The following is a 23,199-nucleotide window of genomic DNA, read 5'->3' as shown; positions in this document are numbered from 1 at the left end:
GACGGTGACAGCGATCCCCACACAAGCTAGTGTGCACATACACGAGATACAAGACACGCGATAGGGGAGGCGGTTGATGCTGGTGGCCCGGCCCCGCGCCGATCTCGGTGCCCTCACCCGGCTCACCGAACTGGCCGACTACATCGTGCCGTTCACCGTCCGCGCCGTCGCCGACCTCGGCGTGGCCGACCAGCTCGCCGAGGGCCCACGCCCGGTGGACGAGCTGGCCGAGGCCACCGGCGCGCACGCCCCCTCGCTGCTGCGGGCCCTGCGCGCCCTGGCCGGCAAGGGCATCTTCACCGAGGTCGAACCCGAGGTGTTCGGCCTCACCCCACTCGCCGAACCGCTGCGCACCGACCACCCGCTGTCCCTGCGCGACGCCTACCCGCTGCTCGCCGCCGACGTGCGCGCCTGGGCCGGGCTCGGCCGCTGCCTGCGCACCGGCGAGGCTGCCTTCCCGCGCGTGCACGGCGCCGACTACTGGTCGCACCTGGAGCGGCACCCGGCCGACAGCCTGGCCGTCGACCGGTGGATGTCCAGCCTGACCCGGCTGCACCTGCGTACCGTGCTGCCGGCCTGGCCGTGGGACCGGGCGCGCGAGGTGGTCGACGTCGGCGGGGGCGACGGCGCGTTCCTCGCCGGGCTGCTGGCCCGCTACCGGCAGCTGCGCGGCGTCCTGCTCGACCTGCCGCACGTGGTGGCCGCCGCGCCGGCGCTGCTCGACCGCGCCGCGGTGACCGACCGCTGCCGGATCGTGCCCGGCAGCTTCTTCGACCCGGTCCCGGCCGGCGCCGACCTCTACGTGCTCAAGACGATCCTGCCCGGCTGGGACGACGCGCAGGCCACCGCCATCCTGCGTCGCGTCGCCGAGGCGATGCGGCCGGACAGCCGGCTGCTGCTGCTGGAGGCGATCATCCCGGCCGGCGACGCGTTCGACGTGGCGAAGCTCGTCGACGTGCACACCCTGGTCCTCACCGCCGGCCGGCACCGCACCCACCCGGAACTTCTCGGCCTGCTCGCTGATGCCGGCCTGCGGCTCGACCGCGTCGTCGGCACCCCCACGCTCACCGTGATCGCCGCCGGTCCCGCCGGGGCGCGGCCGACCACCCCCTAGGAGGTAATCGATGGCCCCGAGCCGACCCCGGATCGACATCGAGTCGGTGTTCCGACTGACCGAACTGGCCGACTACATCGTGCCGTTCACCGTGCGCGCCGTCGCCGACCTCGGCGTGGCCGACCAGCTCGCCGAGGGCCCACGCCCGGTGGACGAGCTGGCCGAGGCCACCGGCGCGCACGCGCCCTCGCTGCTGCGGGCCCTGCGCGCCCTGGCCGGCAAGGGCATCTTCACCGAGGTCGAACCCGAGGTGTTCGGCCTCACCCCACTCGCCGAACCGCTGCGCACCGACCACCCGCTGTCCCTGCGCGACGCCTACCCGCTGCTGGAACCCGACATCGAGGCGTGGGCGCACTTCGACCACAGCATCCGCACCGGGAAGGCCGCCTTCGACGAGGTGCACCCGGAGGGCTACTGGTCCTACATGGCCGCCCACCCGCGCGACAGCGCCCGCTTCGACGCCTCCCAGCAGGCGGCCACCCGGCTGGAGCTGCGCGCCGCGCTGCCCGCGTACCCGTGGGGCGAGCTGGCCACGATGGTCGACGTGGGCGGCGGCAACGGCGCCTTCCTCGGCGGCATCATGGCCCGGTTCCCGAACCTGCGCGGCACCCTGTTCGACCTGCCGCACGTGGTCGCCGAGGCCGAGCCGGTGCTGCAGAAGCTCGACGTCGCGCAGCGGTGCACGGTCACCGGCGGCAGCTTCTTCGAGACGGTCCCGGCCGGCGCGGACGCCTACATGCTCAAGCGCATCCTCTACGGCTGGGACGACGACAACGCGGTCCGGCTGCTCAGCGCGGTGCGCGCGGCGATGCGGCCGGACAGCCGACTGCTGGTGCTGGAGCCGGTGGTCGAGCCCGGCGACCGGTTCGACGTCGGTCGTCTCTACGACCTGCTGCTGCTGGCCATGGTCGGCGGCGGCGCCCGGTCCCGCGAGCACATCGAACGGCTGTTGGACGTCGCCGGCCTGCGGCTGGCCCGCAGCCTGCCGACGATGATGTTCCCCATCCTCGAGATCGTGCCGAAGACGGAGGCGTGAGCAATGCGACTGGTCGTGGACTACTCCCGCTGCGAGAGCAACGCCGTGTGCGTGGGGCAGGCTCCCGAGGTGTTCGACGTCGGTGACGACGACCGGCTGCACGTCACCGAGCAGCCGCTGGAGGGATCGCTGGGCAAGCGGGTGCGGGAGGCGGCCCGCCGGTGCCCGAAGCAGGCCCTCTCCGTCGTCGACGACTGAAGACCGGCGGTGTCGCCACGGCTCGGACTCCCGGCCGTGGCGACACCGCCGGCACGCCCGCGGCTCAGGTGTCGGCGGCCCGGATCGCCGACCAGACCCGCTCCGCGGTCAGCGGCATGTCGACGTGCCGCACGCCCAGATGGCGTACGGCGTCGACCACCGCGTTCTGCACCGCCGGGGGCAGACCCACCGCGCCCGACTCACCCAGGCCCTTGACGCCGAGGGCGTTGACCGGGGTGGGCGTCTGCATCGCCACCGTGTCGAAGGAGGGCAGCTCCGCCGCCCCGACGAACGCGTAGCGGTGCAGGTCTGGGTGCAGGGGCGTGCCGTCGGGGGCGAACCGGACCTCCTCCACCAGCGCCTGCCCGGCGCCCTGCGCCAGCCCGCCGTGCACCTGCCCCTCGGCCAGCAGCGGGTTCAGCAGGACACCGGCGTCGTCCACCGCCACCACCCGCAGCAGGGTCACTTGGCCGGTCTCCACGTCCACCTCGACCACCGCCAGGTGCGCCCCGTACGGGCAGGTGGCGGCCGACGGCTGGAACGTCGCCTCGGCGTACAGGCCGTCGCCGGCGGCCAGGTCGGCCCAGCCGACGTCGCACCCGGACCCGGCCCGGAACCGGCCGCCGGCGAACTCGACCGCCTCGCCGGGCACGCCCAGCCGGCCGGCCGCCGCGTCCCGGCCCCGCTCGACGAGCGCGAGCGCCGCCTCCCGGACCGCCATCCCGCCGGTCTGCAACGACCGGGAACCGCCGGTGCCACCGCCCGCCGGCACGACGCCGGTGTCGGAGAACACCACGTCGACCCGCTCCACCGGCACGCCGAGCACGTCGGCGGCGAGCATCGCCCAGGCGGTGCCGTGGCCCTGACCGTGCGGGCAGGTGCCGGAGTGGACCGTCACCCGGCCGTCCGGGCCGAGCCGCGCCGAGGCGTACTCGCTGCGGGTGTCCGCGCCGGTGAGTTCGACGAACGTGGACAGGCCGACGCCGAGCTGGCACACGTCGCCGCGGGCCCGCCGGGCCGACTGCTCGGCGCGCAGCGCCGGATAGTCGGCCTCGGCGAGCACCCGTTCCAGGGCGGCCGGGTAGTCGCCGTTGTCGTAACGCGCACGGGTGACGGTGGTGACCGGGAAGCTCTCCGGCGGCAGCAGGTTGCGCCGCCGCACCTCGGCCGGGTCCAGGCCGATCTCGGCGGCGTACAGGTCGATCATCCGCTCCAGCGCGGCCACCGCCTCGGGCTGCCCGGCGCCCCGGTAGGAGACCACCGGGGTGGTGGTCGTGGTGACGCTGGCCGAGGAGAACCGGGCGCGGCTGATGCGGTACGGGCCGGTCAGCATGGTCCTGGTCCAGAACGGCAGGATCGCCCCGATGCGCGGGTACGCGCCGGCGTCCTGCACCACGTCCAGCGCGTACGACACGATCCGCCCGTCGCGAGTGCCGCCCAGCTCGGCGCTCTGCTGCTGCGCCCGGCCGTGCCCGGCGGCGACCATGCTCTCGCTGCGGGTCTCCGCCCAGCGCACCGGCCGGTCCAGTCGACGGGCCGCCCAGGCCAGCAGCACGTCCTCGCGGCTGGCGAACGCCTTGGAGCCGAACGCCCCACCGACGTCGCCGTTGACCACCCGGACGCGGTCCTCCGGCTCGCCCAGCGCCGCCGCGAGCTGCGCCCGCCACAGGTGCACCGCCTGGCTGCCGGCGCGGTAGCGCAGCCCGTCCGTACTCCACTCGGCCTGCCCGGCCCGCGCTTCGAGCGGGCACGGCGCGACCCGCTGGTTGGTCATCCGCTGCCGGATCACCACCTCGGCGCCGTCGTGCAGCCCGGCCCGGCCGGCCGGACGGCGGAAGCCGAGCTTGAGCACCAGGTTGGTGCCGGCCTCCGGGTGCAGCACCAGCGCGTCGGTGAGCGCCTCGTGCGGGTCGACAAGCGGCGGCAGCGGCGCGACGTCGACGTCGACAAGCTCGGCGGCGTCGACCGCCTCGGCCCGGCCGGTGGCCACCACCGCGGCGACCGGTTCGCCGACGAACCGGACCACGCCGTCGGCCAGCAGCGGCGTGGTCATCTTCTGGTTGAGCACCCCGGCCTCGGGTGGCAGTGGCGGCAGGTCGACGTCCGCGGCGGTGAACACGGCGACCACGCCGGGCGCTCGCCGGGCGGCCGAGGTGTCGATGCCGCGCAGCCGTCCGTGCGCCACGGTGGACCGGACGAAGACCAGTTCCAGGCTGCCGGGCACGACGACATCGTCGACGTACGTCCCGCCGGTGGTGAGCAGGACACGGTCCTCGGTGCGCCGGACCGGGCGGCCGATCAGGGACATCTGGCGACTCCTCGCGATGCCGGCTCAGGCCGGTGTGACGGCGAGCGGGATCGACGCGTAGGACCGGAACAGGGCGCTGGGCTCCCGCTCCGGCGTCGCGGCCAGCTCCACGCCGGCGAGCCGCCGCGCGAGCCGGTCGAAGATCACCGCTCCTTCGATGCGGGCCAGCGCCGCGCCGAGACAGCCCCGGACGCCGCCGCCGAACCCGACGTGCGGGTTGGGCCGCCGACCGATGTCGACCCGGCCGGGGTCGGCGAACACCTCCTCGTCGTGGTTGGCGCAGCCGAGCAGCAGGAACACCGAGCGGCCGGGGCGGATCACCCGGTCGCCGACCGCCACCGGCTCCAGCGCCAGCCGCGCGGTGTACTGGATCGGCGCGTCGAACCGGACGAACTCCTCGGCGGCGGTGGCGGCCAGCGACGGGTCGGCGCGCAGCCGCCGCCACTCGTCCGGCTGCCGGGCCAGCGCCACCGTGCCGGTGCAGACCATGTTCATGGTGGTCTCGTAGCCGGTGAAGCAGAGGAAGACGACGTTGTCGACGACCTCCTCGACGCCCTCGGCCGGGTCGGCCACCGCGAGCATCCGGTCGAGCAGGTCGCCGTCCGGATCCGCGCGCCGCTCGGCGAGCACGTCGCGGACGTAGCCGCGCAGCCAGCTCAGCGCGTCGTCGGCGGCCGGCCGGTCGGCCGCGGGCAGGAACGGGGTGAACGCCCGGCCGAGGGCGGACGCGCGCGGCCACACCTCCGCCCGGGTGCGCGCCACCGGCAGTCCGATCAGCTCGCACACCACGCTCGCGGCGACCGGGAACGCCAGGTCGGCCACCGCGTCGAGGCGGCCGGTGTCGCGCGCGGGCACCAGCAGCTCGTCCACCATCGCGCCGATGCGCTGCGCGGTGCGCCGGGCGACGCCGGGGCTGAAGGCGCGCACCATCTGCTGGTGCAGCCGGCTGTGGTCGTCGGGATCGCGGGTCGGGATGATCCGCCGGAACACGTCGCGGGACAGGTCCGGCGCCATCCGGAACTGCGGGTCGTCCGCCGGGAAGGTGTTGCTCAGCCGGCGGTCACGCAGCAGGGCGACCACGTCGCGGTGGCGGGTGACGCCCCAGCTCGCCGGGCCGAAGCGGCACAGCGGCCCGGCGGCGCGCATCCGCGCGTACGTGGGGTAGGGGTCGGCGACGACCTCGGGGGAGAGCGGGTCCATCCGAGCCGGCAGGACCCGGCCGGGGGGCGTCACGGGCCGACCGCCACCGGGACGCTGGCGTACGAGCGCAGCGTCCCGTCGGTCTGCCGGCGCGCCGGGCCGGCGGCGGTAAGCGTGGGGAACCGGCGCAGCAGCGTCTCGAACGTCACCTGCGCCTCGACGCGGGCCAGGTAGCCGCCGAGGCAGTGGTGGATGCCGCCGCCGAAGGACAGGTGCGGGTTCTCCTCGCGGGTGACGTCCAGCCGGTCCGGGTCGGCGAACTGCTCGGGGTCGCGGTTGGCGCTGCCGAGCAGCAGGATGAGCACCCGCCCGGCCCGGATCGTGCGGTCGCCGACGGTGACGTCCTCGCGGGCCAGGCGGGCGACGCCCTGGATCGGGCCGTCGTAGCGGAGGAACTCCTCCACGGCCCGGGGCACCAGCGCCGGGTCGGCCCGCAGCAGGGCCTGTTGGTCGGGGTGTTCGAGCAGCGCGGCGACCCCGGTGGCGATCAGGTTGGTGGTGGTCTCGAAGCCGGCGAAGAACGCGAACACCGCGTTGTCCACGATCTCCTCGGCGGCGAGCACCGCGCCGTCGTCGTCGGTGGCGGCGAGCATCCGGGACAGCAGGTCGTCGCCGGGTTCGGTCCGGCGCCGGTCGAGGATCTCACCGAGGTAGCCGCGCAGCCACTCGACGGCCCGGTCGGCGGCCGGCCGGTCGGAGTCGGGCACGATCGCGGCGAACGCCTTGCTGAGGTCGAGCGCGTGCGGCCGGATCAGCTCGTGGTCGGCCGGCGGGATGCCCATCAGCGCGCAGACCACCATCACCGGCAGCGGAAAGGCGAGATCCGAGACCGCGTCGAACCGGCCGGTGCGTTCCGCCGGGTCGAGCAGCTCGGTGACCATGCCCGCGATGGTGGGGCGCAGCCGGCGCACCAGGGCGGGGTTGAACGCCCGGGCCATGAGCCGGCGCAGCCGGCCGTGCTCGGGCGGGTCGCGGTAGAGGATGATGCTGCCGAAGAACGATCCGGCGGGTCCGTCCCCGGCCGACATCCGGTGGTAGTCGGGCGGGAACTCGCTGCCCAGGCGGGGGTCGCGGACCAGCCGGGCGACGTCGGCGTAGCGGGTGACGCCCCAGCTGCCCGGCCCCATCCGGCACAGTGGCCCGGCCGCGCGCAGGGCGGCGTAGGCGGGGTAGGGGTCGGCGACCACGGCCGGGTCGCGCGCGTCGAATCTCGGCGGCATGCGGGTACGGGCCGACGTCATGCCCGCCAGTATGCGCAACCAAAGATACGAGAAACAAGTGCTTCCGAGATACGGGAAACGCGATTAGGCTTCCGTGTCATGACCGAGACCGTGGCGAGCGCTGATCCCCAGATCATCGCGATGGAGTTGCTGATGAAGGCCCCGGCCACCGTCAGCAGCCCCTACCCGCACTACCACGCGCTGCGTGCCGCGGCGTCGAAGTACCGGATGGAGCAGCCCGGCCAGGGAGTCGGCTGGGTGCTCACCGGCTACGACGAGTGCCGCGCCCAACTGCGCAACCCGGCGCTTGACAAGTCGGCGCAACGCCCCCGCATGGGCGACTCCCGCGGCCGGCAGGGCGCCCGCACGCTGCTCTTCCTCGACGGGCCGGAGCACACCCGGCTGCGCGGGCTGGTCAGCCGGGTGTTCACCCCCCGGCGGGTGGAGACCCTGCGCCCCCGGCTCGCCGGCTTCGTCGACGGGCTGCTCGACGACGTCGCCCGCCAGGTCGGCCCGGGCGGCGGCGAGGTCGACATCGTCGGCTCGTTCGGCTTCCCGCTGCCGGTGATGGTGATCGGCGAGCTGGTCGGCGTGCCGCCGGAGGACTGGCCGCTGCTGCGCCGGCTCACCCGCGCCGCCTCCGCCGGGCTGGAGATCTTCGCCCCCGAAGAGGTGCTCAAGGCGTCCGACCAGGCGCTCGGTGAGATGGAGGAATACTTCACCGACCTGGTCCGCAAGCGCCGCGAGGACCCCTGCGACGACCTCGCCTCCGCGCTGGGGCAGGTCGAGATCGACGGCGACCGGCTCGGCCTCGACGAGCTGATCCAGGTCATCGTGCTGCTCTTCGGCGCCGGGTTCCAGACCATGACCGACCTGATCGGCCTCGGCACCCACGCCCTGTGCCGCAACCCCGACCAGCTCGAACGCCTGCGCGCCGAGCCGGACCTGACCCGCTCGGCGATCGAGGAGCTGCTGCGCTACGACTCCCCGGTGCACGTGCTGGGCCGGGCCGCGGTCGAGGACACCGCGTTCCTCGACGGCACCCCGCTGCGCGCCGGCGAGCACGTGATCACGCTGATCGGCGCGGCCAACCGGGACCCGGCCCGCTACGCCGACCCGGACACGCTCGACATCGCCCGCTTCGCCGGCGCCGAACCGCCGGAGACGCCGCTGTCGTTCGCCTGGGGCCCGCACCACTGCCTCGGCGCGCAACTCGCCCGCGCCGAGGGCCAGATCGCGTTCCGCCGCCTGGTGGACCGGTTCGCCGTGGTCGAGCTGGCCGACCCGGACATCGACGAGATCGACCTGGAGTGGCGGCACAGCAGCACCTTCCGCGGGCTGGAGGAGCTGCGCGTACGGCTCGTGCCCGCCTGAGAAGCCACACCACCACACGCCGACAGCCGAGAAGGGGGGACAGATGCCGGAGGCGGTGATCGTCGAGGCGGTCCGCACCCCGATCGGCCGGCGGGACGGCGCCCTGTCCGGCCTCAAGGCCGTGGAGCTGCTGCGGCACGTGCAGGTCGAGGTGCTGCGCCGCGCCCACGTGGAGCCGGGCGACGTCGACCAGATCATCGGCGGCTGCGTCACCCAGGTCGGCGAGCAGAGCCTCAACGTCACCCGCAACGCGTGGCTCAACAGCGGGCTCGACCACGAGGTCGCCGCGAGCACGGTGGACACCTCGTGCGGCTCGGCCCAGCAGGCCAACCACCTGATCGCGGCGTTGATCACCGCCGGCGCGATCGACGTGGGCATCGCCTGCGGCGTGGAGTCGATGAGCCGGGTCCCGGTCGGGACCAACCTCTACCAGGGGCCCGGCCACTACAAGACGCCCGACTACCCGTACGACGATCCGCCGCGGGCGCAGTTCGGCGGCGCCGAACGCATCGCCGCCCGGCAGGGGCTGACCCGCGCCGACCTGGACGCCTACGGGCTGCGCTCGCAGCGGCTCGCCGCGCGGGCCCGCGACGAGGGCCGCTTCGACCGGGAGATCAGCGCCGTGCCGCTGCCCGACGGCACGCGGGTCACCACCGACGAGGGCATCCGCGACAGCACCGCCGACGGCCTGGCCGCGCTGCGGCCGGTGGTCCCCGACGGCCGGCACACCGCCGCCACCATCTCGCAGATCTCCGACGGCGCGGCGGCGGTGCTGTGGATGTCGCGGGACCGGGCCGCGTCCCTCGGGCTGCGGCCCCGGGCCCGGCTGGCCCACCAGGTGGTCACCGGCGCGGACCCCTACTACCTGCTCGACGGGCCCGTCGTCGCCACCCGCAAGCTGCTCAAACGCGCCGGGATGAGCCTGGCCGACGTCGACCTGGTCGAGGTCAACGAGGCGTTCGCGGCGGTCGTGCTGTCCTGGGCCGCGCACCACGACGCCGACCTGGACCGGGTCAACGTCAACGGCGGCGCGATCTCGCTCGGGCATCCGCTCGGCAGCAGCGGCGCCCGGCTGCTGGTCACCGCGCTGCACGAGCTGGAGCGCCGCGACCAGCACAGCGCCCTGGTCACCATGTGCTGCGGCGGCTCGCTGGGCACCGCCTCGCTGCTGGTGCGGGAGTAGGCGGGCATGGACACCGAGACGACCGCCACCACCGACGCCGCCGCGTTCTACGCCGACGCGCGCGCCGACCTGCCCGGGCCGCTGCACGGCGTACGCGTGCTCGACGTGACGAAGGTCTGGTCCGGACCGGTGGCCAGCTGCGTGCTGGCCGACCTCGGCGCCGACGTGCTGCGGGTGGAGATGCCCGGCAACCGGGAAGGGCTGATGCCGCCGCACATCCCGGGCACCGGGCTGTCCTGGTTCCGGCAGAGCGTGCACCGCAACAAGCGCAGCATCGGGCTGGACCTACGACGCCCCGGCGCGGCCGAGGTGTTCCTGCGGCTCGTCGCCACCGCCGACGTCGTGGTGGAGAACTACAAGCCCGGCACCCTGGACGCCTGGGGGGTCGGCTACCGGGCCTGCCGCCAGGTACGGCCCGACGTCGTGCTGGTCTCCATCTCCGGCTACGGGCAGTACGGCCCGGACGCCGGGCGGCCCGGCTACGACCCGACCACGCAGGCCGCCGCCGGATGGATGTCGCTCAACGGCGAACCCGACGGCGCCCCGCTCAAGGCGCCCACGTTCCTGGCCGACGACATCGCCGGCCTGCACGCGGTGATCGGCGCGCTCGCCGCCCTGCGCCACCGCGACCGCACCGGCGAGGGCCAGCACGTCGACGTGAGCATGCTCGACGCGTTGCTGTTCTCCAGCAACGGATACCTGACCCTCGGCGCGACCGGGGTGCCGCTGCGCCGCTGGGGCGACCAGGCCGACTTCGTGGTGCCGGCGGGCTGCTTCCGCTGCGCCGACGGGCACGTCTACGTCGCCGTCGCGCTGGACCGCTCCTGGCGTGGCCTCGCCGAGGTGATCGGCCGGCCGGAGCTGGCCCGGGCGCCCGGGTACGCCACCAACGAGGAGCGCCGGGACAACCGCGACGAGGTCAACGCCGTGCTCGCCCGCTGGTGCGCCGAGCGGAGCTGCGCCGAGGTGGTCGCCGCCCTCGACGACGCCGGGATCACCGCCGAGCGGGTCCGCACCTTCGCCGACGCGGCGGCCGACCCGCAGGTGCGGGCCCGGGCCATGGTGCAGCAGACCGTGCTGGCCAACGGCAGCACCGCGCCGCTGACCGGGCCGGCGGTCAAGTTCTCCCGCACGCCGACGGCGGTGCGCGCCGGCGCTCCCGAACCGGGCGCCGACACCGAACGGATCCTCGACGAGCTGAAGGTGGACGCGGCCACCCGGGCGCGACTGCGGGCGGAACGGGCGATCGGATGACCGGAGGTGCCATGGACACGGCGGGTGAGACGCCACGCTGCGCGCTGGTGACCGGGGCGTCGCGGGGCATCGGGCGGGCGGTCGCGCTGCGGCTGGCGGCCGAGGGCTACGCGGTCGCGGGCTGCTTCAGCACCGCCGGCGAGGCCGCCGAGAAGACCCGGGCGGAGGTCGAGGCGTACGGCGTGCCGAGCTGGTTCGCCCCCTGCGACGTCACCGACCGCGCGGCGGTCGACGAGTTCGTCGCCACCGCCGAGAAGCGCCTCGGCCCGCTCACCGCGCTGGTCAACAACGCCGGCATCACCCGGGACCGGCCGATGGTGCTGATGGGCCCGGACGACTGGCACGACGTCATCGACACCAACCTGACCGGCACCTGGAACACCTGCCGCACGGTCGCGTTCCGGTTCCTCAAGCGCCGCCGCGGCGCGGTGGTCAACCTCTCCTCGGTCGCCGGCGTCACCGGCAACACCGGGCAGACCAACTACGCCGCCAGCAAGGCCGGCATCATCGGGCTCAGCCGCTCGCTGGCCAAGGAGGTCGCCGGGCACGGCGTCCGGGTCAACGTGGTGGCGCCCGGCTTCATCGAGACCGACATGACCGCGGCACTGTCGCAGAAGCTGCGCGACCAGGCGTTGAAGCAGATCCCGCTGGGCCGCTTCGGCACCCCGGAGGACGTCGCCGAGCTGGTCGAGTTCCTGCTGTCCGACCGGGCCGGGTACCTCACCGGCCAGGTCGTGCGGGTGGACGGGGGGATCGTGCTGTGACCGCCGTCGCGCCCGCCTTCGCCCCCGACCGCACCCCCGCCCAGACGTACGCCGAGGCGGCCGCGCCGCTGCCGGCCGTCGCCTGGGTCGAGGTCTCCGCCGGCCCGCGCGGCGGGATCAACCTGCGCGCCGGCACGACCGTCGACCCCGACGACGTCTACCTGACCGGGCACTTCCCCGAGCTGGCCGTCTACCCGGGGGTGTTCACCCTGGAGACCGTCCGGCAGGCGGTCGTCGCGGCGGTCGGCCACTGCGCCGGCCGGCTGCCCGAGCTGCACCGGCTGCGCTCGGCCCGGTTCCTCGCCCCGCTGCTGGCCGGCGACACGCTGACCGTCGAGGCGTCCGTCGGCCCGGTCTCGCAGGACCAGTCCTTCGAGGTCACCGCCCGGTGCGTACGCGGCGACGGGGTGCGGGCCGCGACCGTGCGGGCCGCGTACCGCTGGCCGGCCGAGGACGGGGACGACGGTCGATGAGACTGGACCACGCCGCGCTGCGCGCCCTGCTGCCGCACCGCTACCCGATGCTGCTGCTCGACCGGGTCGAGGCCGTCGAGCCGGGCACCAGCCTGACCGGCGTCAAGGCGGTGAGCGGCTGCGAGCCCTGCTACCGGGGGATCGCCGAGGGGCAGCCCGCCGACCGGTACGCCTACCCGGCGTCACTGCTGATCGAGTCGTTCGGCCAGGGCGCGGCGGTGCTCTGGCTGCTGTCCCGGCGGCCGGGCACGGCGGGGCTGCCGATGTTCACCGCGGCCCGCGACGTCGTCCTGCTGCGCCCGGTGCACCCGGGCGACGTGATCCACCACCGGGTCCGGCTGGAGCAGGTCGTCGACGGCGCCGCGTTCGCCTCCGGCTCCAGCTGGGTCGGGGAGCAGCGGGTGGCCGAGTTCGACTCGATGATGGCCGTCGTCCGGGCGGTCGACGCCATCGTCGAGCCGCGAGATGAGAGGGAGGAACCGCGATGAGTGAACGCGACCAGCACATGGAGCAGCTGCGGGAGATCGTCGCCGAGGTGCTCGAGATGGAGCCGGAGGAGGTCGCCGACACGGCCGACTTCGTCGAGGAGTACGAGGCGGACTCGCTGCGGGCGATCGAGATCCTGGCCCGGATCGAGAAGACGTACAAGGTGGAGATCCCGCAGGCCGAGCTGAACGAGATGCGCAGCCTCAAGGCCGTGCACGAGGTGGTGGCGCGGTACGCCGGCTGGCAGGACTGAGGCGTGCACCGGGTAGTCGTCACCGGGCTCGGCCCGGTGTCGGGCATCGGCATCGGGGTCGACGAGTTCACCGACGGGCTGCGCCGTGGCCGCTCCGCCGCCGCGCCCATCACCAGCTTCGACGCGTCCGGCTTCCCGCACCGGTACGCGGGCGAGGTGCCCGCGTTCCGGCCGGCGGAGGTACTGCGCCGGGTGCGGGTCGAGGAGTGGGGCCGCTCGGCGCTGCTCGCCGCGGCGGCCGCCCGGCTGGCCGTGACCGACGCGCGCCTGCCGCTGCCGCTGGCCGACCCGGGGCGCTCGGGTGCGGTCATCGGCACCACCAGCGGGGAGTCGACGGTGGTGGAGCAGCTCGTCGCGGACCTCGTCGCCGGCGGCTACCCGACCATGTCGGAGCGGGCCCTGCGCCAGGCGCCCGCCGAGCGACTGGCCTACGCGGTCAGCGCCGAGCTGGGCCTGGCCGGTGAGTCGGTCACGCTGACCACCGCCTGTTCGGCCAGCAACTACGCCATCGGCTACGCCTACGACCTGCTGCACACCGGCGAGGCGGACGTGATGGTGGCCGGCGGGGCGGACTCGGTGTGCCGCTGGGCGCACGCCGGCTTCTTCCGGCTGGGCGCGCTGACCGAGCGGCAGTGCCGCCCGTTCGACCGGGACCGCTCCGGCATCCTCACCGGCGAGGGTGGCGCGGCGCTGGTGCTGGAGACGCTTGAGCACGCCCGGGCCCGGGGCGCCCGGATCTACGCCGAGGTGCTCGGCCACGGCCTGAACTGCGACGCCCACCACATGGTCGCGCCGAACGAGGACAGCATCGCCGCCTGCATGCGGCTGGCCCTGGACAACGCCGGGATCAAGCCGGTGGACGTCGACTACGTGAGCACCCACGGCACCGGGACACCGGCCAACGACCTGTGCGAGGCCCGGGCGATCCGGGCGGTGTTCGGCGACCGGGTGCCGCCGGTCAGCTCGATCAAGTCGATGCTCGGACACACCATGGGCGCGGCCAGCGGCTTCGGCGCGATCGCCACCACCCTCGCCATCCGGCACGGTTTCCTGCCCCCGACGATCAACTGGGCCCACCCGGATCCGGAGTTGCCGTGGATCGACCCGGTGCCCAACGTCGCCCGGCCGGCGACCGTCCGGGTGGCGCAGAACAACGGGTTCGCCTTCGGCGGCAACAACGCCATCACGATCTTCGGGGCGATCCGGTGAGCGGGGTGGTGACCGGCTGCGGGGTGGTGTCCGCGGCGGGGGACTCCGTCACCGACGTGCTCACCGCGATCCGCGCCGGCACGGCCGTACGCACCGACGTGCGCGACCGGTTCGCGGAGCCGCTGCCGGAGGCCGAGGCGCCGGCGATCGCCGGGTTCGACGTGCGCGGCCTGCTCGGCCGCAAGGGCACCAGCTTCCTGGACCGCGCCACCGCGCTGGCGATGGTGGCGTGCGGGCGCGCGCTCGCCGACGGGGAGCTGACCCCCGACGACGACAACCGGCACCGCATCGGCGTGGTGCTGGGCACCACCACCGGCAGTCTGAAGTCCACCATGGACTTCTCCCGGGAGACGCTGGTGCAGGACAAGCCCTACCTGGTCAACCCGGTGCTGTTCCCGAACACCGTGATGAACTGCGCCGCCGGCCAGGCGGCCATCCGGTACGGCCTGCGCGGCGTCAACGCCACCGTGGCCGGCGGCCCGCTGGCCTTCCTGTACGCGCTGCGCTACGCGCTCAACGCCATCCGTCGCGGCTACGCCGACGCGCTGCTGGTCGGCGGCGTGGAGGAGTACACGCCGAACACGGCGTGGGCGGCGCGGCTGACCGACGCCGGGCCGGCCGGCGAGGCGTCGGCGGTCTACCTGCTGCGCCGTCGCGACGCCGAGGCGGTCGGCGCCCGCGCCGAGGTGCTCTCGGTGGCGACCGGCTTCGCGCCGGACGCAGCCGACGCCGGGCTGGCCGGCTGTGCCCGCCGGGCGCTGGCGGCGGCCGACGTTCGCGCCGCCGACGTCTGGGCGCTCGCCGGTGACGACTCCGACGGCGACGCCCTGCGGGGCGTGGTGCCCACCGCGGTGGAACGGCTGCCGGTGCGTCCGGCGCTCGGCGACTGCCAGGCCGCGGCCGGCGCGCTGGCCTTCGGCGCGCTGCTGGCCCGGTACGCCGAGGAGCCCGAGCCGGCCGGACGCCCGGCGCTGATCATGGCCCGCTCCCGCGACGGCGGCGTGGCGGCAGCCGTGGTGAGGGGGTGGGCCCGTGGCGGCGACGATCACCGCTAGCGCGGTGCGCACCTGCTTCGGCGACGGACCGGCCACCTGGGACGCGCTGGTGCGGGGCGACTGCGGCGCCGCCCCGTTGCGGCGGGTGGACCCGCGACGCGTCGGGGTGGGGCACGGCTACCCGATCGCCGACGACCGGCCGTTCGGTCCCGGCCGGTGGCTCGCCGACTGCGTCACCGAGGCGCTGGCCGCGGCCGGCGTGGACCCGCGACGCCGCCGGGTGGTCAGCCTGGTCGGCACCGGGCTGCGCGAGTCGGCCGAGGTGGAACGGGCCGCGCTGGCCGGCGCGGTCGACTTTCCCGCCGAGCGGCTGCACTTCGGCCCGGCCGTCGCCGACGCGGCGCCCGGCGTACGGCGGGTGGTCACGCTGGCCAACGCGTGCAGCGCCGGCGGGCACGCCCTCGCGCTGGCCCAGGACCTGGTGGAGACCGGCGAGGCGGACGCGGTGCTGGTCGGCGGCACCGACGGCAGCACCGCCTCGATGCTGGCCATGATCGGTCGGGTCGCCGCCCGGCCGACCGAGCGGGTACGGCCGTTCGACGCCGACCGCACCGGGGTGCTGCTGGGCGACGGCGCGGTCGTGCTCGTCGTCGAGGCGGACCGGCCGGGTACGGGGCTGGCCCGCCTGCTGGGCACCGGACTGTCCTGCGACGCCGGGCACGAGACGGCGCCCGACCGCCACGGCATCCTGCGGGCCGTGCACGACGCCCACCGCCGGGCCGAGCGCCGGCCCGAGCAGGTCGACCTGGTGGTGGCCCACGGCACCGGCACCGCGCTCAACGACGAGACCGAGGCCGGGGTGCTCGCCGAGGTCTTCGCCGGCTGCGAGCCGGGACCGCTGGTGACCGCGCTCAAGGGCGCGGTGGGACACACCTCCGGCGGGTCGGCGCTGCTCAGCGTCGCCGTCGCGATCGAGGCGCTGCGCACCGGGCAGGTCCCGCCGGTGGTCGGGCTGAGCCGGCCGCTGCCCGAGGCGACCGGGCTGCGGCTGGTCCGCGACCGGGTCGTGGCGGCGGCGCCACGCGTCGCCCAGGTCGACGCGTTCGGCTTCGGCGGCCTCAACGCGGTCACCGTCCTGGAGGCCCCGCGATGACCGTCCACACCGGTACGGCCGCCCACCGGGCGGCGCACCCGCCGGCCCGGGAGGCGACCGACCGGGAGCGTCCGGTGGCCGCGGTGCTCGGCGCGGCGCTCAACCTGCCGGGGACCGACGTGCCGACCCTGCTGGCCGCCGCCGGCCACCACCCGGGCGGCGCGAACCCCGGCGCGGGCCACGCCACGGTCGACGGGGGCGCTGTCGGCGGCGGGCCGGCCGGGGAGGCCGGCGCGGAGCACGACCGCGCCGCCGACGAGCCGGGCTGGCCGCCGGAGCGGGCCGCGGACCTGCTCGGCCGCAAGGGCCTGCTGGCCAAGGAGCCGGCCACCCGGCTCGCGCTGTGCGCCGTACACCTGGCACTGGGCCTGCCGCCGAAGGCGCCCCGCCGGACCGGGCCGGCCGACCCGCGTACCGCCGTGGTGGTCAGCTCCAACCTGGGCAACGTCGCCACCGTGGGGGACATCGCCGGGCGGCTGCGCGACGTCGGGCCGCGCGAGGTCGGGCCGCTGGAGGCCCCGAACGCCTCCAGCAACGTCATCGCCGGGGCGATCGCGATCTGGTTCCGGTTCGGCGGCCCCAACCTCACCGTCTGCTCCGGCGCCACGGCGGGACTGGACGCGATCTGGCTCGCCGGCCTGCTGCTGCGCGTGGGCCGCGCCGACCGGGTGGTGGTGGTCGGCACCGAACCGGACGACGCGCAGGCCCGGGCCCTGCACACGGCCCGGCGCGGCGCCACGCCCGGCCGGCCGCTGCGCGCCGGCGCCGCCTGCCTGCTGCTCGGCCCGGCCGACGCGGCGGACCGACCGCTGGCGCTGCTCGGCCCGGTTCGCGACGGGGTGTCCGGCGACGGCCCGCTGGTCGACGAGGCCCGGCTGGGCGGCGACCACTACGGCGCCGCGGGAGTCGTGCACACCGCGCTCGCCGTCCGGCTGACCGCCGGCACGTCGGCCGTCGCGGTGCGCTGCGGCGACCCGGTCGACGGCGTACGCGAGCTGACCGTGCGGGCGGTGCCGCGATGACCCGGAGCGCACCCGCAGCGCCGGTGCACCCGGTCGCGGGCCCGGACTCCGGGGCGCCGGCCGTGCTGCTGGTGCACGGCATGTCCGACACCTGGCAGAGCTGGCGGCACCTGGCGGCGCGGCTGCCGGCCACCTGGCGGCTGCTCGCGGCCGAGCTGCCGTGGAAGGCCGGCACCGACCACCACTGGCGCCGGCGGGGCACCCCCGGCTCCTGGCTCGCCGCGACCGTCGAGGCCATGCCCGCGCCGCCCGACATCGTGGTCGGCCACTCGCTCGGCGCAAACGCGGTGCTGGAGATGCTGGCCACCGAGACGGCGGTGACGCCGCGCGGCGCGATGCTGATCGCGCCCTTCTACTGCCCGCCCGACCTGCCGATCACCTGGGCGGTGCACGAGCGGGCCCAGGCCAACTTCGTCCGGATCATCGACGAGGGAATGCGCAACCGGCTCGGTCCGCGTCTGGCCACGCTGGACGCGGCCACGCTGGCGTCGATGCGCGACATCATGGTCGACCGGATCGGCCCGGTCGGGTTCACCGCCCTGTTCGACCACTTCACCGCGACGGCCGGCCTGCCGCTGCACGCGGTGACCGTACCGACCAAGGTGCTCACCGGCGGGCGGGACCCGAGCCTGGACGGCCCCCGCGCGAGCGCCCTGCGCGCCCAGCTGCCCGGCGCCGAGGTCGTCGTCGAGCCGGAGTTCCACCACTTCTGCCACCTCGACCGCGCGGCCGAGGTGGCCCGGCACATCGCGGTCTTCGTCGAGCAGGTCTGCCCCGATCCCGCGATCCGAGGAGGTACGCCGTGACCACGACGGTCCAGCACGAGCCCGTGACCCTGCCCGCCCGGCCCGGGTTCGAGGGCGCCAACATCCGCACCTGGATCGGGTTCAAGCACTTCGCGTACCTGGTGGAGCAGGGTGTCCTGCAGTGGTTCCGGGAGCGCGGCCACGGCCCGGGCCGGCTCTACCTGGAGCACGGCGTGGGGTTGTCGGTGCGCGACTGTTCGCTGCTGCTGCCGGCCGTCCTGGAGGTCGACGACGAGGTGAGCGTGACGGCCACCCCGGGCGCGGGCGGCCGGTTCGCGGTGCGGATCGCGCGCGCGGGCGGCGCGGCCGGCGCCGGCCCGGTCACCGCCTGCCGGGCCCGGGTCCGGGTCGCGCTGGTCCGCGAGCCGGACGCGCCGGCCTCGGCGCCGCTGCCGGCGGAGCTGACCGGTCTGCTGGAGGAGCCGGGCGGCGGGGAGCCCGGCCCGGCCGCCGGCGCCGACCCGGCGGCCAGCCTGCGCGCCGGCGGCGCGGGCTTCGTCTGGGCCTGGCGGGTGCCCTACTTCTACTGCCAGTACTCCCAGCGCATGCAGCACGCCGGCTACGTCCGGCTGCTGGAGGAGGTGGTGGACCGCTACCTCGCCGACCGGGGCGTGTCGGTCGGGCGGATGCTGCGCGAACGAGGCTGGATCCCGGTGGTCTCCCGGGCTCGCGTCGAGGTGCGCGGCGACGCGTGTGTCGAGGAGCCGATGTGGATCACCTTCACCGTCACCGACGTGCTCAAGGACGTCACCTACGACGCCCGGATGACCTGCCACGTGGTGCGCGACGGCCGGTTGGTGCAGGTGGCGACCGCCACCATCCTGCACGGTTACGCGGCCAGCCGGGGGCCGGAGGCGGGCCGCCTGGCCACCCTCGACCCGGAGACCGTGGCCGCGCTCACCGCCGGGGGCCGGTGATGGCGCCCCGGCCGGCCCGGTTGCACTTCTCCTTCCGCAGCCCGTACAGCTGGCTGGGGGTGGAGCGGCTCACCCGGGCGCTGCGCCGCCCGCAGGAGGTGCTGGAGTTCATCCCCTACTGGGACCCGGACCCGCGTACCGAGGCGGCGCTGACCGCGGCCGGCGGCACCTTCCACTACGTGCAGATGAGCAAGCCGAAGCATCTCTACCTGCTGCAGGACGCCAAGCGGCTGGCCCGGCGACTGGACCTGCCGATGCGCTGGCCGATCGACATCGACCCGTGGTGGGAGCTGCCGCACCTGGGTTTCCTCGCGGCCCGGGAACGGGGCGCGGGGGAGGCGTTCTACCGGGAGGTGATCGCGGCGCGCTGGCAGCGCGGCGAGGACGTCTGCACGCCGGAGGTCCTCGCCGGGGTCGCCGAGCGGGCCGGGGTCGACCCGGACGTGGTGCTCGGCGCCGTCGACGACGACGCGGTCCGGGCCGCCGGGGTGGACTGCCTGATGCGCGCGTTCACCGACGACATCTTCGGCATCCCGTACCTGCGGCTCGGCCCGCACCGGTTCTGGGGGTTCGACCGGGTCGACGACTTCCTGGCCGCCTGGGCCGACCGCTCCGGCGCTCCGGCGCGCCCGGCGGAACCGGTGCCGGCCGGCGCCGGCGGGTACGACACCGACACCGGAGGCGGCTGTGGCTGACCGACGCACCCCCGAGCAGGAGCGGGCGTACCGCCGCCGGCACCTGGTGCTGACCGTGCGCGCCTTCGCGCTGGCCGGCTTCGACGAGGGCGCCGGCGGTCACGTGACCGCGCGGGACCCGATCGAACCGGACACCTTCTGGATCAACCCGTTCGGCCGGCACTTCCGCCACGTCCGCGACGACGACCTGCTGCGGGTCGACCACGCCGGTCGGGTGGTCGACGGAACGGGCCGGGTCAACCCCGCCGGATACGCCATCCACTCCGCGATCCACAAGGCGCGTCCGGACGCGGTGGCCGCCGCGCACACCCATTCGATCCACGGCCGGGCGTTCTCCGCGCTGGGCCGGCCGCTCGCGCCGATCACCCAGGACGCCTGCGCGTTCTTCGAGGACCACGAGGTCCACGACGAGTACGGCGGGGTGGTGCTCGACGGGGCGGAGGGCGACCGGATCGCGGCGACGCTGGGCACCGGCAAGGCGGTGGTGCTGCGCAACCACGGCCTGCTCACGGTCGGCGGGTCGGTGGCCGAGGCGGCCTGGTGGTTCCTCGCCATGGACCGCTGCTGCCAGGTGCAACTGCTCGCCCAGGCGGCCGGCGAGCTGGTCCTGATCCCCGACGGCGCGGCCCGGGCGGCGCGCGCGGACATCGGCACCGCCGGAATCGCCCGGCTCAACTTCCGGCCGGTGGCCGAGCACGTCCTGGCCGTCAGCCCGGACCTGACGGCCTGAACCACGCACAGACAGGAGGTTCCGGTGGCCGAGCTGCTGGAGAACATGGTCCGGGACGCCGGCGGCGACACCGCGCTGGTCGACGAGGACGGCACCCGCACGTGGGCGGAGCTGGACCGCGCGGTCGACAGGTGGATCGGGGCGCTGCGCGGCGCCGGCCTCACCGTCGGCGACCGGGTGGCGTTCGTGCTCGGCAACCGGCACGAGACCTTCGAGGCGCTGCTCGCCTGCGTGCACGCCGGCCTGGTGGCGGTGCCGGTGAACTGGCATCTGACCGCGCCGGAGATCGCGCACATCCTGGCCGACTCCGGCGCCCGCGCGGTGCTCACCGAGGCGGCCTACGCCCCGACCGTGCGCGCCGCCGTCGACCGGGTGCCGGAAGCGCCTCCCGTGCTGGTCACCGTGGACGGCGGGGACGGGTTCACCCGGGTCGCCGAGCTGCCCGCCGGCGACGTGGGGCCGGCGGTCTCCGGCGGCGTCCTGCTCTACACCTCGGGCACCAGCGGCCGGCCCAAGGGGGTGGTCAACCCGCTGCTCACCGTCGGCGCGCCGATCGAGCGGGTGGCCGGCACCACGGCCGCGCTCGGTGGCGGGCTGGGCATCCCGACCGGCGGGCGGGCCCTGCTGGTGGGCCCCTGGTACCACTCGGCCCAGCTTTTCTTCGCCCAGTTCCCGCTGCTGCGCGGCTGCACCCTGGTGATGCGCCGGCGGTTCGACCCGGTCGAGGTGCTGCGGGTGATCGACGACGAGAAGATCACCATCAGTCACCTGGTGCCGACGCAGTTCATCCGCCTGCTGCGGGTCGACGAGGCCACTCGCGCCGCGTTCTCCGGCGCCAGCCTCGCCCGCATCTGGCACGGCGGCGGTCCGTGTCCGCCGGAGACCAAGCGCGCGATGATCGACTGGTGGGGTCCGGTGCTGGTGGAGTACTACGCCGCCACCGAGGCCGGCATCGTCACCCTCGCCGACTCGCCCACCTGGCTGGCCCGACCCGGCACGGTGGGCCGGCCGGCGCCGCCGACCGAGGTCCTGGTGGTCGACGACGAGGGCCGCCCGGTCCCGGCCGGGCAGGAGGGCCGGGTCGCCGTCCGGCGTCCCCCGGGCCGTGGCTTCCACTACCACAACGCCCCGGAGCAGACCGAACAGGCGCACGTCGCCCCGCACACCTTCACCCTCGGTGATCTCGGCCGGCTCGACGACGACGGCTACCTGTACCTCACCGGACGCTCGGCGGAACTGATCGTCTCCGGTGGGGTCAACGTGTATCCGGCCGAGGTGGAGGCGGTGCTGCTGACCCACCCGGCGGTGTCCGACGGGGTGGTCGTCGGGGTGCCGGACGCCGAGTTCGGCGAACAGGTCCGGGCGCTGGTGCAGCTCGACCCGGCGTGGCCGGCCGAGGGCGTCGAGGCGATCCTGGACGCGCACTGCCGGGCCGGGCTGGCCGGGTTCAAGGTGCCGCGCTCCTACGAGCTGGTCGACCGGATCCCCCGGGAGCCCACCGGCAAGGTGCCGCGCGCCGCGCTGCGGGACCGCCACCGGCACGCGCCGGCCCCGCCGGGTCTGCTCGCCGACCCGGAGACGTACCTGACCGGCGTGCCGCACGCCGAGTTCGCCCGGCGACGTCGGGAGACGCCCGTCGCCTGGGTCGACGAGGTCGCCTTGACCCGGACCGACCAGCACGGCGAGACCACGTCTCGGGGGCCTGGTTTCTGGGCGGTCACCCGGTACGCCGCCGTGTCGGCGGTCTCGCGTGACCCGGCGCTCTTCTCCTCGGCCGCCGGCGGCGCCTTCCTCGCCGACGCGCGTACCCCGCAGGACCTGGACCGCAACCGGCAACTGCTGATCAACATGGACGCGCCCGAACACGCCTGGGTACGCCGCCTGGTGGCCGGCGCGTTCACCCCGCGCGCGGTGGGACGCCTGCGCGAGATGGTCACCCGGCACGCCGAGGAGGTGGTCTCCCGGGCGGTGGCCGCCGGTGACATCGACGTGGTGGCCGATCTGGCGGCCGAGCTGCCGCTGCTGGTCCTCACCGACCTGCTGGGCATGCCGGCCACGGACCGCAAGCTGCTGTTCGAGTGGAGCAACAACCTGGTCGGCTTCGACGACCCGGAGCACGGCGGCGGCAGCGTGCAGCGCTACCGGGACACCTTCGCGGCCGCCTTCGCGTACGTCCGGCAGCTCGCCGCGCAGCGGCGGGACCGGCCCACCGAGGACCTGATGAGTCTGCTGGTGCACGCCGAGTCCGACGGCCGGGGCCTGACCGACGCGCAGCTGTGTCAACTGTGGCTGCTGCTGGTCATCGCCGGCAACGAGACCACCCGGCACCTGATCGCGGGCGGCGTGCAGGCCCTGCTGGAGCATCCGGCGCAGCGGGACCGCCTGATCGCCGAGGCGGACCTGACCGGGCCGGCGGTGGAGGAGCTGCTCCGCTGGGTCACCCCGATCATGCAGTTCCGGCGGACCGCCACCCGCGACACCGTGCTCGACGGCGCCCGGATCGCCGCCGGCGACAAGGTGGTCGTCTTCTACAGCTCGGCCAACCGGGACCCGGAGGCGTTCGCCGACCCGGACCGGCTGGACCTCGGCCGCGATCCCAACCCGCACCTGGCGTTCGGCATCGGACCGCACTTCTGCCTCGGCGCGCACCTGGCCCGGCTGGAGATGGCGGCGTTCCTCACCGCGGTCCGCCCGCACCTGGCCGGCCTGCGGCTGACCGGACCGGTTCGCCGGATGCGGACCAACTTCATGAACGCGATCACCGCGATGCCCGCGCGCTTCGACACCGCGCCGAGGGGGGAGTGACCCG

At 75.2% G+C, this 23,199-nt stretch carries 22 protein-coding genes; 19 read left to right on the top strand and 3 right to left on the bottom strand.

From position 1 onward, the window contains the following. The first annotated feature begins 76 nt into the window (after window positions 1–76). Genes ACGFI2_RS09790 through ACGFI2_RS09780 form a run of 3 tightly spaced genes read left to right on the top strand, consistent with a single transcriptional unit; the run spans window position 77 to window position 2,348 of the window. On the top strand, window positions 77–1,114 hold the full coding sequence (locus ACGFI2_RS09790) for a methyltransferase (protein WP_393513468.1): 1,038 nt from the start codon (window positions 77–79) through the stop codon (window positions 1,112–1,114). A gap of 10 nt (window positions 1,115–1,124) precedes the next feature. Further along, entirely contained in the window at window positions 1,125–2,150 is a 1,026-nt protein-coding gene (locus tag ACGFI2_RS09785) for a methyltransferase (RefSeq protein WP_393513466.1), read from the top strand. A gap of 3 nt (window positions 2,151–2,153) precedes the next feature. Continuing rightward, a complete protein-coding gene (locus ACGFI2_RS09780; protein WP_393513464.1) occupies window positions 2,154–2,348 on the top strand; it encodes a ferredoxin in 195 nt (64 codons plus the stop codon). 64 nt (window positions 2,349–2,412) lie between these two features. On the opposite strand, the gene ACGFI2_RS09775 is transcribed toward ACGFI2_RS09780, so the two are convergent. The 3 genes from ACGFI2_RS09775 to ACGFI2_RS09765 are packed head-to-tail and all read right to left on the bottom strand — an operon-like array spanning window position 2,413 to window position 7,097. Next, a complete protein-coding gene (locus tag ACGFI2_RS09775) occupies window positions 2,413–4,656 on the bottom strand; it encodes a xanthine dehydrogenase family protein molybdopterin-binding subunit (RefSeq protein WP_393513461.1) in 2,244 nt (747 codons plus the stop codon). A 24-nt stretch (window positions 4,657–4,680) separates the two neighbouring features. Continuing rightward, window positions 4,681–5,889 carry a cytochrome P450 gene (locus ACGFI2_RS09770; protein WP_393513458.1) on the bottom strand — a complete coding sequence of 403 codons (1,209 nt, stop codon included), beginning with the start codon at window positions 5,887–5,889 and terminating at the stop codon, window positions 4,681–4,683. After that, window positions 5,886–7,097: a cytochrome P450 gene (locus tag ACGFI2_RS09765; RefSeq protein ID WP_393513455.1), complete on the bottom strand. Its 1,212-nt coding sequence runs from the start codon at window positions 7,095–7,097 to the stop codon at window positions 5,886–5,888. The genes ACGFI2_RS09770 and ACGFI2_RS09765 overlap by 4 nt, the downstream gene beginning before the upstream one ends. Before the next feature lie 78 nt (window positions 7,098–7,175). Between ACGFI2_RS09765 and ACGFI2_RS09760 the strand changes: the two genes are divergently transcribed. From ACGFI2_RS09760 to ACGFI2_RS09685, 16 genes are read left to right on the top strand one after another with little or no spacing between them, the layout of a single operon-like run. Next, complete coding sequence (locus ACGFI2_RS09760) at window positions 7,176–8,450, top strand: cytochrome P450 (RefSeq protein WP_393513452.1); 1,275 nt, start codon at window positions 7,176–7,178, stop codon at window positions 8,448–8,450. A gap of 43 nt (window positions 8,451–8,493) precedes the next feature. Continuing rightward, window positions 8,494–9,633 (top strand): steroid 3-ketoacyl-CoA thiolase, encoded by a 1,140-nt coding sequence (locus ACGFI2_RS09755; RefSeq protein ID WP_393513449.1) that lies wholly within the window; start codon window positions 8,494–8,496, stop codon window positions 9,631–9,633. Between the two features lie 6 nt (window positions 9,634–9,639). Further along, window positions 9,640–10,887 (top strand): CaiB/BaiF CoA transferase family protein, encoded by a 1,248-nt coding sequence (locus tag ACGFI2_RS09750; protein WP_393513446.1) that lies wholly within the window; start codon window positions 9,640–9,642, stop codon window positions 10,885–10,887. Window positions 10,888–10,898: 11 nt separating this feature from the next. Next, complete coding sequence (gene fabG / locus ACGFI2_RS09745) at window positions 10,899–11,651, top strand: 3-oxoacyl-[acyl-carrier-protein] reductase (RefSeq protein WP_393513444.1); 753 nt, start codon at window positions 10,899–10,901, stop codon at window positions 11,649–11,651. Further along, complete coding sequence (locus ACGFI2_RS09740; RefSeq protein WP_393513441.1) at window positions 11,648–12,124, top strand: hypothetical protein; 477 nt, start codon at window positions 11,648–11,650, stop codon at window positions 12,122–12,124. The genes fabG and ACGFI2_RS09740 overlap by 4 nt, the downstream gene beginning before the upstream one ends. Then, the gene (locus ACGFI2_RS09735; RefSeq protein ID WP_393513438.1) at window positions 12,121–12,612 is read left to right on the top strand and encodes a 3-hydroxyacyl-ACP dehydratase FabZ family protein; all 492 of its coding nucleotides are present in this window, start codon (window positions 12,121–12,123) and stop codon (window positions 12,610–12,612) included. Before ACGFI2_RS09740 ends, ACGFI2_RS09735 begins: the two co-directional genes overlap by 4 nt. After that, on the top strand, window positions 12,609–12,863 hold the full coding sequence (locus ACGFI2_RS09730; RefSeq protein ID WP_393513435.1) for an acyl carrier protein: 255 nt from the start codon (window positions 12,609–12,611) through the stop codon (window positions 12,861–12,863). Before ACGFI2_RS09735 ends, ACGFI2_RS09730 begins: the two co-directional genes overlap by 4 nt. Window positions 12,864–12,866: 3 nt before the next feature. Then, window positions 12,867–14,072, top strand: a complete 1,206-nt coding sequence (locus ACGFI2_RS09725) for a beta-ketoacyl-[acyl-carrier-protein] synthase family protein (RefSeq protein ID WP_393513433.1) — start codon at window positions 12,867–12,869, stop codon at window positions 14,070–14,072. Further along, window positions 14,069–15,127 (top strand): beta-ketoacyl synthase N-terminal-like domain-containing protein, encoded by a 1,059-nt coding sequence (locus tag ACGFI2_RS09720; protein ID WP_393513430.1) that lies wholly within the window; start codon window positions 14,069–14,071, stop codon window positions 15,125–15,127. Before ACGFI2_RS09725 ends, ACGFI2_RS09720 begins: the two co-directional genes overlap by 4 nt. Further along, the gene (locus tag ACGFI2_RS09715; RefSeq protein ID WP_393513427.1) at window positions 15,105–16,220 is read left to right on the top strand and encodes a beta-ketoacyl synthase N-terminal-like domain-containing protein; all 1,116 of its coding nucleotides are present in this window, start codon (window positions 15,105–15,107) and stop codon (window positions 16,218–16,220) included. The genes ACGFI2_RS09720 and ACGFI2_RS09715 overlap by 23 nt, the downstream gene beginning before the upstream one ends. Then, window positions 16,217–17,242, top strand: coding sequence for a beta-ketoacyl synthase N-terminal-like domain-containing protein (locus ACGFI2_RS09710; RefSeq protein ID WP_393513424.1), 1,026 nt, complete (start codon window positions 16,217–16,219; stop codon window positions 17,240–17,242). The genes ACGFI2_RS09715 and ACGFI2_RS09710 overlap by 4 nt, the downstream gene beginning before the upstream one ends. Further along, entirely contained in the window at window positions 17,239–18,048 is an 810-nt protein-coding gene (locus ACGFI2_RS09705) for an alpha/beta fold hydrolase (protein WP_393513421.1), read from the top strand. The genes ACGFI2_RS09710 and ACGFI2_RS09705 overlap by 4 nt, the downstream gene beginning before the upstream one ends. Continuing rightward, on the top strand, window positions 18,045–18,965 hold the full coding sequence (locus ACGFI2_RS09700; RefSeq protein ID WP_393513418.1) for an acyl-CoA thioesterase: 921 nt from the start codon (window positions 18,045–18,047) through the stop codon (window positions 18,963–18,965). Before ACGFI2_RS09705 ends, ACGFI2_RS09700 begins: the two co-directional genes overlap by 4 nt. Then, a complete protein-coding gene (locus ACGFI2_RS09695; RefSeq protein WP_393513415.1) occupies window positions 18,965–19,660 on the top strand; it encodes a 2-hydroxychromene-2-carboxylate isomerase in 696 nt (231 codons plus the stop codon). Before ACGFI2_RS09700 ends, ACGFI2_RS09695 begins: the two co-directional genes overlap by 1 nt. Beyond that, window positions 19,653–20,390 (top strand): class II aldolase/adducin family protein, encoded by a 738-nt coding sequence (locus ACGFI2_RS09690; protein ID WP_393513412.1) that lies wholly within the window; start codon window positions 19,653–19,655, stop codon window positions 20,388–20,390. The genes ACGFI2_RS09695 and ACGFI2_RS09690 overlap by 8 nt, the downstream gene beginning before the upstream one ends. A 24-nt stretch (window positions 20,391–20,414) precedes the next feature. Next, entirely contained in the window at window positions 20,415–23,195 is a 2,781-nt protein-coding gene (locus tag ACGFI2_RS09685) for a cytochrome P450 (RefSeq protein ID WP_393513409.1), read from the top strand. The last annotated feature ends 4 nt before the right edge of the window (window positions 23,196–23,199 follow it).

Source organism: Micromonospora sp. NPDC049282 (assembly GCF_043197045.1).
In the GTDB taxonomy this organism is placed as follows: domain Bacteria; phylum Actinomycetota; class Actinomycetes; order Mycobacteriales; family Micromonosporaceae; genus Micromonospora.
Note: the sequence above shows the minus strand (reverse complement) of the source record. Positions and strands in the feature narration are given on the sequence as shown.